Annotated in this window: 10 protein-coding genes and 1 pseudogene; 6 read left to right on the forward strand and 5 right to left on the reverse strand. The window is 67.9% G+C overall.

The features are described from left to right. The first annotated feature begins 3 nt into the window (after nt 1-3). The 5 genes from RT97_RS18160 to RT97_RS18180 all read left to right on the forward strand — a co-directional run bounded on the left by RT97_RS18160 (nt 4) and on the right by RT97_RS18180 (nt 6,451). Nucleotides 4-1,524, forward strand: coding sequence for a sugar ABC transporter ATP-binding protein (locus tag RT97_RS18160; protein ID WP_042580204.1), 1,521 nt, complete (start codon nt 4-6; stop codon nt 1,522-1,524). A 145-nt stretch (nt 1,525-1,669) separates the two neighbouring features. Next, nucleotides 1,670-2,704 (forward strand): ABC transporter permease, encoded by a 1,035-nt coding sequence (locus RT97_RS18165; protein ID WP_042580205.1) that lies wholly within the window; start codon nt 1,670-1,672, stop codon nt 2,702-2,704. Continuing rightward, the gene (gene yjfF, locus RT97_RS18170; protein WP_042580206.1) at nt 2,701-3,735 is read left to right on the forward strand and encodes a galactofuranose ABC transporter, permease protein YjfF; all 1,035 of its coding nucleotides are present in this window, start codon (nt 2,701-2,703) and stop codon (nt 3,733-3,735) included. Before RT97_RS18165 ends, yjfF begins: the two co-directional genes overlap by 4 nt. 40 nt (nt 3,736-3,775) lie before the next feature. Continuing rightward, nucleotides 3,776-5,524, forward strand: coding sequence for an IlvD/Edd family dehydratase (locus tag RT97_RS18175; protein ID WP_042580207.1), 1,749 nt, complete (start codon nt 3,776-3,778; stop codon nt 5,522-5,524). 9 nt (nt 5,525-5,533) lie between these two features. Continuing rightward, complete coding sequence (locus RT97_RS18180) at nt 5,534-6,451, forward strand: dihydrodipicolinate synthase family protein (protein ID WP_042580208.1); 918 nt, start codon at nt 5,534-5,536, stop codon at nt 6,449-6,451. Nucleotides 6,452-6,521: 70 nt separating this feature from the next. Here the strand turns inward: RT97_RS18180 and RT97_RS18185 are convergent. Then, nucleotides 6,522-7,421 (reverse strand): annotated as a pseudogene (locus tag RT97_RS18185) (LysR family transcriptional regulator); the annotation flags it as partial. Nucleotides 7,422-7,537: 116 nt separating this feature from the next. On the opposite strand from RT97_RS18185, the gene RT97_RS18190 reads away from it, so the two are divergent. Beyond that, nucleotides 7,538-8,317 (forward strand): SDR family NAD(P)-dependent oxidoreductase, encoded by a 780-nt coding sequence (locus RT97_RS18190; RefSeq protein WP_042580209.1) that lies wholly within the window; start codon nt 7,538-7,540, stop codon nt 8,315-8,317. Between the two features lie 25 nt (nt 8,318-8,342). On the opposite strand, the gene RT97_RS18195 is transcribed toward RT97_RS18190, so the two are convergent. The 4 genes from RT97_RS18195 to cphA all read right to left on the reverse strand — a co-directional run bounded on the left by RT97_RS18195 (nt 8,343) and on the right by cphA (nt 12,362). Beyond that, nucleotides 8,343-8,597, reverse strand: a complete 255-nt coding sequence (locus RT97_RS18195; protein ID WP_042580210.1) for a hypothetical protein — start codon at nt 8,595-8,597, stop codon at nt 8,343-8,345. Nucleotides 8,598-8,739: 142 nt separating this feature from the next. Beyond that, nucleotides 8,740-9,201 carry a hypothetical protein gene (locus RT97_RS18200; RefSeq protein WP_042580211.1) on the reverse strand — a complete coding sequence of 154 codons (462 nt, stop codon included), beginning with the start codon at nt 9,199-9,201 and terminating at the stop codon, nt 8,740-8,742. Between the two features lie 31 nt (nt 9,202-9,232). Further along, nucleotides 9,233-9,643, reverse strand: a complete 411-nt coding sequence (locus RT97_RS18205) for a hypothetical protein (protein WP_042580212.1) — start codon at nt 9,641-9,643, stop codon at nt 9,233-9,235. A gap of 151 nt (nt 9,644-9,794) precedes the next feature. After that, the gene (gene cphA / locus RT97_RS18210; RefSeq protein ID WP_042580213.1) at nt 9,795-12,362 is read right to left on the reverse strand and encodes a cyanophycin synthetase; all 2,568 of its coding nucleotides are present in this window, start codon (nt 12,360-12,362) and stop codon (nt 9,795-9,797) included. Between the last annotated feature and the right edge of the window lie 10 nt (nt 12,363-12,372).

Genomic DNA, 12,372 nt, shown 5'->3' on the forward strand with positions numbered 1-12,372 from the left:
AGCATGACCGACAGCACCGCCACCCCCGTGCTGGAACTGCGGGGAATCCACAAGCAGTTCGGCGGCATCTCCGTGCTGAACGACGTGCAGCTCAAGCTCTACCCGGGCGAGATCCATGCGCTGATGGGGCAGAACGGCGCGGGCAAGTCGACGCTCATCAAGGTGCTGACGGGCGTGCTGCCTTCGAGCGGCGGCGAGATGTTCCTCGGCGGCCAGGCCATCCGGCCCGGCTCGCCGCTGGAGGCGCAGAAGCTGGGCATCAGCACCGTCTACCAGGAGGTGAACCTGTGCCCGAACCTCTCGGTGGCGGAGAACGTTTTCGCGGGGCGCTATCCGCGCTGCAGCGCGTTGCAGGGCTTTCGCATCGACTGGGCGGCGGTGAACCGCCGGGCCGAGGAGCTGCTGGCGCGCATCGGGCTCGATATCGACGTGACGCGCCTGCTGTCGAGCTACTCGGTCGCGGTCCAGCAGATGGTGGCGATCGCACGCGCGCTCGGCGTGTCGTCGAAGGTGCTGATCCTCGACGAGCCGACATCGAGCCTCGATGACGATGAGGTCGAGAAGCTGTTCGAGGTGCTGCGGCGGTTGCGCGGCGAGGGCCTCGCGATCGTCTTCGTGACGCACTTCCTCAACCAGATGTACGCGGTGTCTGACCGCATCACCGTGCTGCGCAACGGCAACTGGGTGGGCGAGTGGAAAGCTTCGGACCTCGGCCCGCAGGCGCTGATCGCCGCGATGCTCGGGCGCGAGCTGGCCGCGCAATCGGCACGGCCTGCCGCGCTTCCCGCATTCGATGAATCGGCATCGGCTCTCTTGCAGACCGAAGGACTGGGGCAGGCGGGGCAGTTGCAGGCGACCGACCTGCGCGTGCGTGCCGGCGAAGTCGTCGGCATCGCGGGGCTGCTGGGCGCGGGGCGCACAGAGCTTGCGCGCCTGCTGTTCGGTCTCGAATCGCCCGACCGCGGCGTGCTGAAGATCGACGGCCGCTCGGTCAGCTTCTCGAACCCGGCCGATGCGATCCGCCAAGGCCTGGCGCTGTGCCCCGAAGAGCGCAAGACCGACGGCATCGTGGCCGAACTGTCGGTGCGAGAGAACATCGCGCTCGCGCTGCAGGCCCGCATGGGCACACGGAAATTTCTCTCGCACGCGGAGCAGACCGCGATGGCCGAGCGCTTCGTCGCGTCGCTGGGCATCAAGACGGCGAGCGTCGAAACGCCCATCGGGCTGCTCTCGGGCGGCAACCAGCAGAAGGCCATGATCGCGCGCTGGCTCGCGACCGAGCCGCGCCTCCTGATCCTGGACGAGCCCACGCGCGGCATCGACGTCGCGGCCAAGCAGGAAATCATGGAAGAGATTCTTCGGCTCGCGCGCGCGGGCATGGCGGTGATCTTCATCTCCTCGGAGATGAGCGAGGTGGTGCGCGTGGCGCATCGCATCGTGGTGCTGCGCGACCGGCAGAAGGTGGGCGAACTGCCGGGCGGTTCGACCGAGGACGAGGTCTACGAAATGATTGCAGCAGCATGAGCCACTCGCCTTTCCTGTCTTTCTCCCTCCCCTTCCGGGGGAGGGCAGGGGTGGGGGCACGCGGCCTTCACCGCCGCGCAGTGCTCGAGGCCGCATGCCCCCATCCCGACCTTCCCCCGGAAGGGGAAGGAGCAAGGCAGAACACATGAACCGCCTTTCGTCCCTCATGAGCCATCGCCTCGCCTGGCCCATCGTCACGTTGCTGCTGCTCCTTGCGATCAACACCGCGTTCAACGCGAGCTTCCTGCGCCTCGAATGGCGCGAGGGCCATCTCTACGGCAGCCTCATCGACATCCTGAATCGCGCGGCGCCGCTGGTGCTGGTTTCGCTCGGGATGACGCTGGTGATCGCCACGCGCGGCATCGACATCTCGGTGGGCGCCGTGGTGGCCATCGCGGCGTCGGTCGCGGCCTGGATGATCGGCGGCTCGGTGTCCAGCGACGTGAGCCGCTTCCCGATGTCGCTCGCGATCCTCGCGGCCATCGGCGTCGCATTGCTGTGTGGCCTGTGGAACGGCCTGCTGGTCGCGAAGGTCGGCATGCAGCCGATCATCGCGACGCTGATCCTCATGGTGGCGGGCCGCGGCATCGCGCAACTGATTGCGGACGGGCAGATCATCACGATCTACTACAAGCCCTTCTTCTTCCTCGGCAGCGGCTATCTGCTGGGGTTGCCGTTCTCTCTTTTCATCGTGGCGACGGTGTTCGTGCTGCTGTACCTGGCGATCACGCGCACGGCGCTCGGGCTTTTCATCCAGGCGGTGGGGATCAACCCGACGGCTGCGCGCGTGGCGGGCATCCAGGCACGGCGGCTCGTCGTGGGCGCATATGCGTTCTGCGGCGCCTGCGCCGGCGTGGCGGGCCTGTTGATCAGCTCGAACGTCAAGAGCGCGGACGGCAACAACGCCGGGCAACTGCTGGAGCTCGATGCAATCCTCGCGGTCACGCTCGGCGGCACGGCGCTGACCGGCGGTCGCTTCAGCCTCATGGGCAGCGTGATCGGCGCGCTGATCATCCAGACGCTGACCTATGCGATCTATTCGCTGGGCGTGCCGCCCGAGATCAACCTCGTGGTGAAGGCGGTGGTGGTGTTCGTGGTGATGCTGCTGCAGTCGCCGGAGTTCAGGGCCGAGGTGCGGTCGCTGGTGCAGCGGCCGGCGCATGAAGGAGGCAGGGCATGAGCGCGGTGATCGAGACGGCGGCCGCACCCTCGCCCCAACCCTCTCCCGCGCGCGGGAGAGGGAGGAAGACAGGGCTCAATCCGAAGTACCTGCCGCTCACGGCGACGATCTCGCTGTTCGTGTTGATGGCGACGTTGGGGTCGGTGTTCTACGACGGGTTCTTCTCGGCGCAGGTGTTCCTCAACCTGCTGATCGACAACGCGTTCCTCATCGTTGTGGCGGTCGGCATGACCTTCGTGATCCTCTCGGGCGGCATCGACCTGTCGGTCGGCTCGGTGATCGCGCTCACCACGATGGTGTCGGCTTCGCTGGTCGAGAAGCACGGCTGGAGCCCGGCGATCGTGATCCCGCTGGTGCTGGCAATGGGCACCGCCTTCGGCGCGTTCATGGGGCTGCTCATCGAGCGCTTCCGGCTGCAGCCGTTCATCGTCACGCTCGCGGGCATGTTCCTCGCGCGCGGCCTCTGCTATCTCATCAGCATCGATTCGATCAGCATCACCAACGAGTTCTATTCGGAGGTCTCGCAGATCCGCATTCCCATCTGGGGCGAGGCCTCGGTCTCGATCAGCGCGGTGATCGCCATCGTGGTGCTGCTGGCCGCGGTGTTCATCGCGCATTGCACGCCCTTCGGCCGCGCGGTGTACGCCATCGGCGGCAGCGAGCATTCGGCGATGCTGATGGGCCTGCCGGTGCGCCGCACGCTCGTGGGCGTGTACACGCTCTCGGGCTTCTGCTCGGCGCTGGCGGGCGTGATCTTCACCTTCTACATGCTCTCTGGCTACGGCCTGCACGCGCTCGGGCTAGAGCTCGATGCCATTGCGGCGGTGGTGATCGGCGGCACGCTGCTCACCGGCGGCGTGGGGTACGTGGCGGGCACGCTCTTCGGCGTGCTGATGCTCGGGATCATCCAGACGCTGATCTCCTTCGACGGCACGCTCAGCTCGTGGTGGACGCGCATCGTCGTCGGCGCGCTGCTCTTCGTGTTCTGCCTGCTGCAACGCTTCTTCACGTCGCGCGCACCGACGCGCTGACTTTCTCTCTTTCCTTTTTCTCTCTCAGGATATTTCTCGCATGCCGGACACCCCTCCGAAGAAACTGCGCTCGACCGAATGGTTCGGCTCGGCCGACAAGAACGGCTTCATGTACCGCAGCTGGATGAAGAACCAGGGCATTCCGGACCACGAGTTCGATGGCCGGCCGATCGTCGGCATCTGCAACACCTGGTCGGAGCTCACGCCCTGCAACGCGCACTTCCGCAAGATCGCGGAGCATGTGAAGCGCGGCATCTCCGAAGCAGGCGGCTTCCCGGTCGAGTTCCCTGTGTTCTCCAATGGCGAATCGAACCTGCGGCCGACCGCGATGCTCACGCGCAACCTCGCGAGCATGGACGTGGAAGAGGCCATCCGCGGCAATCCGGTCGATGCGGTGGTGCTGCTCACGGGCTGCGACAAGACCACGCCCGCGCTCCTGATGGGCGCGGCAAGCTGCGACATCCCGGCCATCGTCGTCACGGGCGGGCCGATGCTCAACGGCAAGCTCGACGGCAAGGACATCGGCTCGGGCACCGCCGTGTGGCAGCTGCACGAATCGCTGAAGGCGGGCGAGATCAACCTGCACCAGTTCCTCTCTGCCGAGGGCGGCATGTCGCGCTCGGCAGGCACCTGCAACACGATGGGCACCGCCTCGACGATGGCCTGCATGGCCGAGGCGCTGGGCACCTCGCTGCCGCACAACGCGGCGATTCCGGCGGTCGATGCGCGGCGCTACGTGCTCGCGCAGATGTCGGGCATGCGCGCGGTGCAGATGGCCAAGGAAGGGCTCACGCTGTCGAAGATCCTCACGCGCGAGGCCTTCGAGAACGCCATTCGCGTGAACGCGGCGATCGGCGGATCGACCAATGCGGTGATCCACCTGAAGGCGATCGCGGGGCGCATCGGCGTCGATCTCGAACTGGAAGACTGGACGCGCATCGGCAGCCACACGCCGACCATCGTGGACCTGATGCCCTCGGGCCGCTTCCTCATGGAAGAGTTCTATTACGCGGGTGGCTTGCCCGCCGTGCTGCGCCGCCTCGGCGAGAACGGCTTGCTGCCGCACCCGGATGCGCTCACCGTCAACGGCCACTCGATCTGGGACAACGTGCGCGAGGCGCCGAGCCTGAACGACGAGGTGATCCGCCCGCTCGACAATCCGCTGATCGCCGATGGCGGCATCCGCATCCTGCGCGGCAATCTGTCGCCGCGCGGTGCGGTGCTCAAGCCCTCTGCGGCCACGCCCGAGCTGCTCAGGCACCGCGGCCGCGCCGTGGTGTTCGAGAACCTGGAGCACTACAAGGAGCGCATCGTCGACGAGTCGCTGGACATCGATGCGAGCTCGGTGATGGTGCTCAAGAACTGCGGCCCCAAGGGCTACCCCGGCATGGCCGAGGTGGGCAACATGGGGCTGCCGCCGAAGCTGCTGCGCCAGGGCGTGAAGGACATGGTGCGCATTTCCGATGCGCGCATGAGCGGCACGGCGTACGGCACGGTGGTGTTGCACGTGGCGCCCGAAGCTGCAGACGGCGGACCGCTCGCCGCGGTGCGCGATGGCGACTGGATCGAGCTTGATTGCGATGCGGGGCGCCTGCACCTGGACATCAGCGACGAGGAGCTGGCCTCACGTCTTGCCTCGCTGTCGAGCACCGATGCGCAACCGATGAGCACGCGCGGCGGCGGCTACCAGAAGCTCTACGTCAACCACGTGCTGCAGGCCGATGAGGGCTGCGACTTCGACTTCCTGGTGGGCTGCAGAGGCTCCGCCGTTCCACGCCATTCACACTGATCACACACCATGACCCCCAGATACCGCGGCATCTTCCCGGTGGTGCCGACCACCTTCACCGAACAGGGCGCGCTCGACCTGGTAAGCCAGAAGCGCTGCGTCGATTTCATGATCGACGCGGGCTCCGATGGCCTGTGCATCCTCGCGAATTTCTCGGAGCAGTTCGTGCTCTCCGACGAAGAGCGCGAAGTGCTCACGCGCACGATGCTCGAGCATGTGAAGGGCCGCGTGCCGGTGATCGTGACCACCACGCACTACAGCACCAAGGTGTGCGCCGAACGAAGCCGCCGCGCGCAGGACATGGGCGCGGCGATGTTGATGGTGATGCCGCCGTACCACGGCGCCACCTTCCGCGTGCCCGAGCCGCAGATCTTCGAGTTCTATGCGGGGCTGTCGGATGCGGTGGGCATTCCGATCATGATCCAGGACGCGCCAGCCAGCGGCACGGTGCTGTCGGCGCCGTTCCTCGCGCGCATGGCCAAGGAGATCGAGCACGTCGCGTATTTCAAGATCGAGACCGCAGGCGCGGCCGCGAAGCTGCGCGAGCTGATCCGCCTCGGTGGCGACGCCATCGAAGGCCCGTGGGACGGCGAGGAGGCCATCACGCTGATGCCCGACCTCGATGCGGGCGCGACCGGCTCGATGACCGGCGGCGGCTACCCGGACGGCATCCGCCCGATCATCGAGGCGCACCGCGCGGGCGACCGCGACAAGGCCTTTTCGCTGTACCAGCAGTGGCTGCCGCTCATCAACTACGAGAACCGGCAGGCGGGCCTCCTGGCCTGCAAGTCGCTCATGAAGGAGGGCGGCGTGATCGCTTGCGAGGCGCCGCGGCATCCGTTGCCGGCGATGCACCCCGCGACACGCGCCGGGTTGATCGAGACGGCGAGGCGGCTCGATCCGCTGGTGCTTCGCTGGGGACGTTAGTGGCAACAGGCGCAAGCGGGGCGATAGGGGCGATAGAGGCGATAGAGGCGATAGCCAGTTCGCTGTCCTCGGCGAAGTAGGGCGCGAGGATCTCGGTCAGCCAGTTCATCACCGCGAGCACACGCGGCGCGAGCTGGCGCCGGTTGACGTACACCAGCGACACCGGCATGGGCCGCGCGCTGAACGCCGGCATCACCTGCACCAGCGATCCGGCCGCGAAGCACCGCAGGAGGCCGCCGACCGGCGCCTGGATCAGCCCGAGGCCCGCGACCGCCGCGGCGTTGTAGGCGTCGGTGCCGTTCACCGTGACGATGGAGCGCACCGGCTTGATCCGGTAGCGGCCCTGGGCCGCGTCGAAGTATTCCCAACCCGCGTCGTTCGGCGAGAGGGTCTGTGCGAAGTGCACGATGCGGTGCTGCGCGAGATCGGCGAGCGTCTGCGGCGTGCCATGCGCCTGCAGGTAGGCCGGGCTCGCGGCATTGGCCATCCGCATGAAACCGAGCGGCCGCGCAACCAGTTCGGAATCGCCCAGCACCCCCACGCGCAGCACGCAGTCGAAGCCTTCGTTCACGAGGTCGACGCGGCGGTCTGTAGTGCTGATGCCGATCTCCAGCGCCGGATGCCGCGCAAGGAATTCGGGCAGGCGCGGAATGACGAGGTCGCGCGCCACGGTGGCCGGCAGGTCGATGCGCAGGCGCCCCGTGAGGCCGCCGGTGCTCGATCGGAACATGGTGGCCAGCTGTTCGCCTTCGGCCAGGTAGTCCTTGCAGCGGTCGAGGAAGCGCGCGCCGTCTTCCGTGAGGCGCACGCTGCGGGTGGTGCGCTGCAGGAGCCGCGTGCCCAGGCGCTCTTCGAGCTGCTGCACGGCGACCGAGACGCGCGCGCGGGTCAGGCCGAGCTGGTCCGCTGCGCGGCTGAAGCTCGCCAGTTCGGCCACCTTCGAGAAGATGCGCAGTTCGTCGGTGGTCATGGCGGATTGTTTCGTTGTCGGAAAACAGTGTGCGTAGTTTGGCGGAATTTATCTTTCTGCCGCTAATTTTTAAAGTCCTCCCATCGATCCACCGATCAACCACCAAGGACTTTGAAATGACCGCTCCCACCACCGCGCATCCCTCCCGCATCGCACTCATCACCGGCGGCAGCCGCGGCCTCGGCCGCAGTGCCGCGCTGGCGCTCGCCGCCGACGGCGTCGATGTGATCCTGACCTACGTGTCGAACGAAGCCAGCGCGCGGGCGGTGGTGTCGGAGATCGAGGCGAAGGAGCGCCGTGCCGTCGCGCTGAAGCTGGACGTCGGCGACAGCACGGCCTTCGCCGCGTTCGCCGATTCGGTGAGGGCGGCGCTCGCGGCCACCTGGCAGCGGGAGCGCTTCGACTTCCTGGTGAACAACGCCGGCGTGGGCCTGCATGTGAACTTCGAGGACATGACTGAAGCGCAGTTCGACACGCTCTACAACATCCACTTCAAGGGCACGTACTTCCTCACGCAGAAGCTGCTGCCGCTGATCAACGACGGCGGGCGCATCGTCAATGTGTCGACCGGACTGACGCGCTTCGCCATGGAGGGCGCTTCGGCCTATGCCGCGATGAAGGGCGCCGTGGAAGTGCTGACGCGCTACCTCGCCAAGGAACTGGGCAAGCGCGGCATCGCCGCGAACACGATCGCACCGGGTGCGATAGAGACCGACTTCAGCGGCGGCATGGTGCGCGACAACGCGCAGGTGAACGCGATGGTCGCGGGCTTCACGGCGCTCGGACGCGCGGGCAGGCCCGACGACATCGGCGGTGCGATCGCGGGCTTGCTCGGGGAGGGGAGTCGCTGGGTGAATGCCCAGCGCATCGAGGTGTCGGGCGGGATGCTGGTCTGAACGCGCGACCGGTGCGCCGCGGACGTCAGCTTTTCTCGAGTTCGGTGACTTGCAGGGACAGGTCGAACAGCTTGGACTTGCTGGCGTAGTAGCGGTCCAGGCGCCATTCCTTCAGGATGTCCATGGCGAGCTCGAAGCTCTTGTAGTCGAGGCTGTAGAGGGTGACCAGCTCGAAGCTGCGTTCGGACTCGAGGGCCAACACGAGTTGGGCCAGGATCTTGGCCGATTCGTTGGCCGGGTCCGTTTCTATGAATCGGCGAGCGACCTTGATGGCATTCATGGGAAAGAGTTCCTCGGTGGGCAGGGACCGAGAACTATAGCTAGCACGACGTTGGGTTTTATGACAGTCGTGTGACAACAAAGGGCATCGCCCAGCAGCTCGCGCAAGACGGGCCGTGGGCGTATTCACAGGGCTGGGTCGATCAGCGCAGCGGTGCCGGCATCGGCATCGGACGCGGCGCCATGATCGGCTCGGGCGCCCGTTCCATCGGCATCGGCGCCGGCATCACGACGGTGGTGACCGACTCGCGGATTACGCCGCCACCCATCACGCTGCCTTCGACGCTGGCACTGGTGTTGCCTTCGCCGCCGAGCACGCGGGCTTCGCAGTCCCTGCGGTCGCCGGGCGATTGCTGCAGGCCGCAACGTGCGAGCGCGTTGGCGCGGTAGTCCGGTGCGCCGGTCAGGCCGCCGCGTGCGGCTTCCTGGCGGGCGGCGCCGGCTTCGCGGATGCAGGCCGCGCGGTCTTGCTGGTTGTGGCCACAGACCGAGAGTTCCTGCTGGTAGATGCCGCCGCGGCCGCTTTGCGCGGTGGCCAGGGTGGCGCTGGCCATGCCGCCGACGGCGAACAGGGCGAGGACGATCGAACGGGTATTGCTTTTCATGATGGGCTCCTTGGCTTGGTCAGTCAGCAAATCAACGTGCCGGCGCAGGCTGCGCGGGCAGGGGCGTCACGGTTTCGCGAATGACGCCGCCGCCCATCACGCTGCCTTCGGTGGTGGTGCGGGCGCCGCCCTTGATGCGGGCTTCGCAATCTGCCTGGTCGGCCGCAGGCTGCTCGGCGCAGCGCGCCAGCGAATTGACCTGGCCGCGCGCCGGGCTCGGCGTGGTGAGGCCGGCGCGGCCAGCTTCCTGCTTCGCGGCGCCGGCTTCACGCAGGCACGCCGCGCGGTCTTGCTGCACGCCGTCGCAGACGGCGCGTTCCTTCTGGGCGCGTGCGTCGGTGCCGGGCGCCTGCGCGCTGGCGGTCTGCGCGCCGAAGACGATAAAGCCGCTGGCGGCGAAGAGTGCCGTGGCGGAAAGAAGGGAACGAACTGTTTTTGTCATGCGGGCTCCTGGTTGGGGCGCGTCCTCCGAGAGGTGCGCGACCGGAGCCACAGTGTGGTGCCCGTCGGGGGCAGGGCCGTGTGGGACAGCCCCGTTCACCGGGCGGGCCGGACGCGCCCATGTGTGTGGGACACGTCCGTCAACCCGGGTGTCAGCCTGCTGCGATGCGTTGAGCCAGGTGAGCGAGCGCTTCCTCGACCTGGTCCACGAGGATCAACGAGAGATCCCCGGGCTGCAGACGGGCCAGCGCCGTGTCGATTGCCACGAACTCGCCGCGGATCTCGTCGATGTAGCGCGTGCGCGCCGCGCCCTGCAGGCCCTGGCGCAGCAGCGCCATGACTTCGCCGTCGGCACGGCCCCTTTGCGCCGCGTCCTGGTAGAGGATCACGTCGTCGAAGGCTTCACCGAGGATCGCCGTCTGGTCGCGGATGTCCGAATCGCGCCGGTCGCCCGCGCCGCTGATCACCACCGAGCGCTTGTTGGCCGGCATGGTGTCCACGGCCGAGACCAGCGCGCGCATCGCGTCGGTGTTGTGGCCGTAGTCGGCGATCACGGTGGCGCCGCGGTAGTCCATGACATTGAAGCGTCCGGGCACGCCGGCCGCATCGTTCATGAAGCTCGCGAGGCCGCTGCGGATGGTGTCCCAGTCCAGCCCCACGGCCCAGGCCGCGGCCACCGAGGCCATCACGTTGTCGACCTGGAAGCCGATGGTGCCGTTGCGCGTGATCGGCACGTCGCGCAGCGCGATGCGCTCGCGCCACGAGCCTTCGGCGGCGACCAGCGTGTCCTGGTCGACGTACACGGTGCGCTTGCCCTGCGCGCGGTGCGTGGCCATCACCGGATGCATGCGGTCGGCGGTGAAGAAGATGACGTGGCCGGGGCAGCCGGCGGCCATCGCGGCGACGTTCACGTCGGCCGCGTTGAGCACCGCGTAGCCGTCGGCGGCCACGTTGCGAACGATCACGCGCTTCAGCACCGCGAGGTCTTCCACGGTCGTGATGTAGTTCAGGCCCAGGTGGTCGCCGCTGCCGATGTTGGTGACCACGGCCACCTGGCAGCGGTCGAAGCCCAGGCCCTCGCGCAGCACGCCGCCGCGGGCCACTTCGAACACGGCCGCATCGACGTCGGGGTGCATCAGCACGTTGCGCGCGCTCTTCGGGCCGCTGCAATCGCCGCTGTCGGTCTGCCGGCCGTCGACGTACACGCCGTCGGTGTTGGTCATGCCGGTGCGCAGGCCGCTGGAGGCGAGCAGGTGGTTGATCAGGCGCGCGGTGGTCGTCTTGCCGTTGGTGCCGGTGACGGCCACCACGGGAATGCGGCCGTCGTCGCCGTGCGCGAACATGGTGTCGACCACCGCTTCGCCGACCGCGCGGCCGCGGCCGAAGGAGGGCGAGATGTGCATGCGAAGGCCGGGCGCGGCATTCACCTCGACCACGCCGCCGTGCTGCTCCTCGAGCGGGCGCAGCACGTTCTCGCAGACCATGTCGACGCCGCAGATGTGCAGCCCGACCATCTGCGCCGCATCGACCGCGCGCGCGGCCACTTCGGGGTGCACGGTGTCGGTCACGTCGGTGGCGGTGCCGCCGGTGGAGAGGTTCGCGTTGTTGCGCAGCACCACGCGCTGGCCGCGCTCGGGCACGCTCTCGGGCGTGAGGCCCTGCGATTCGAGACGGCCGATGGCGATGTCGTCCAGGCGGATCTTGGTGAGCGACGTGGCGTGGCCTTCGCCGCGGCGCGGGTCGAGGTTCACGGTGTCCACCAGCTGGCGCACGGTGGAATTGCCGTCGCCGATCACCTGCGGGGGGTCGCGCCGCGCGGCGGCCACGAGGCGGTCGCCGACCACCAGCAGGCGGAAGTCGAAGCCCGGCAGGAATTTCTCGACCATCACTTCGCCGTAGACGGCGGCCGAGTCGTAGGCCGAGGTCAGTTGTTCGCGGGTGGTGATGTTGACGGTGACGCCCTTGCCCTGGTTGCCGTCCTGCGGCTTCACCACGACCGGCAGGCCGATTTCCCCGGCCGCGGCCCAGCCGTCTTCGGCGCTGGAGACGGGGCGTCCGAGCGGCACCGGCACGCCGGCGGCGTTGAGCAGCTGCTTGGTCAGTTCCTTGTCCTGCGCGATCGATTCGGCCACGCCGCTGGTGCTGTCGACTTCGGCCGCCTGGATGCGGCGCTGCTTGGAGCCCCAGCCGAACTGCACGAGGCTCCCGCTCGTGAGGCGGCGGTATGGAATGCCGCGCGCGACGGCGGCATCGACGATGGAGCCGGTGCTCGGGCCGAGGCGCTCGGATTCGTCCAGGTCGCGCAGCTCGGTGATGGCGGCGGTGGCGTCGAACGGCGTGTCGGCCTGCGCGGCGGCGATCAGCTGATCGGCCAGCTCGATCGCGCGGCGGCCCACGGCCTCTTCGCTGTACTGGAACACGACCTGGTAGACGCCTTCTTCCACGGTGGGGGAGGTGTGGCCGAAGTTGACCGCGCAGCCGGCCTGCGCCTGCAGCGCGACGGCGGCGTTTTCCAGCACATGGGCGAGCGCGAGCGGCTGGCCCAGCACCATCGGGTGCAGTTCGCCGATGGTCGGGAAGCGGGCGCGCAGGCGCGCTTCGAAACCGGCGAGCTTGCTGACGGCGTTCTCATCGCCTTCGCAGGCCACGACCGCCTCGATGGCGGTATGGCGGCTCCAGAGATTGGGCCCGCGAAGGGCTCGGATGCGGGTGACTTTCATGGGGCGACGA

The organism is Variovorax paradoxus (assembly GCF_000834655.1).
Taxonomy (GTDB): domain Bacteria; phylum Pseudomonadota; class Gammaproteobacteria; order Burkholderiales; family Burkholderiaceae_C; genus Variovorax; species Variovorax paradoxus_F.

What these genes read in the sequence shown, in the direction of transcription:
- RT97_RS18200 (WP_042580211.1), bottom strand. Translation starts at nt 9,201, where the DNA reads ATGAAAAGCAATACCCGTTCGATCGTCCTCGCCCTGTTCGCCGTCGGC.
- RT97_RS18180 (WP_042580208.1), top strand. Translation starts at nt 5,534, where the DNA reads ATGACCCCCAGATACCGCGGCATCTTCCCGGTGGTGCCGACCACCTTC.
- RT97_RS18190 (WP_042580209.1), top strand. Translation starts at nt 7,538, where the DNA reads ATGACCGCTCCCACCACCGCGCATCCCTCCCGCATCGCACTCATCACC.
- RT97_RS18175 (WP_042580207.1), top strand. Translation starts at nt 3,776, where the DNA reads ATGCCGGACACCCCTCCGAAGAAACTGCGCTCGACCGAATGGTTCGGC.
- RT97_RS18205 (WP_042580212.1), bottom strand. Translation starts at nt 9,643, where the DNA reads ATGACAAAAACAGTTCGTTCCCTTCTTTCCGCCACGGCACTCTTCGCC.
- RT97_RS18195 (WP_042580210.1), bottom strand. Translation starts at nt 8,597, where the DNA reads ATGAATGCCATCAAGGTCGCTCGCCGATTCATAGAAACGGACCCGGCC.
- yjfF (WP_042580206.1), top strand. Translation starts at nt 2,701, where the DNA reads ATGAGCGCGGTGATCGAGACGGCGGCCGCACCCTCGCCCCAACCCTCT.
- RT97_RS18160 (WP_042580204.1), top strand. Translation starts at nt 4, where the DNA reads ATGACCGACAGCACCGCCACCCCCGTGCTGGAACTGCGGGGAATCCAC.
- cphA (WP_042580213.1), bottom strand. Translation starts at nt 12,362, where the DNA reads ATGAAAGTCACCCGCATCCGAGCCCTTCGCGGGCCCAATCTCTGGAGC.
- RT97_RS18165 (WP_042580205.1), top strand. Translation starts at nt 1,670, where the DNA reads ATGAACCGCCTTTCGTCCCTCATGAGCCATCGCCTCGCCTGGCCCATC.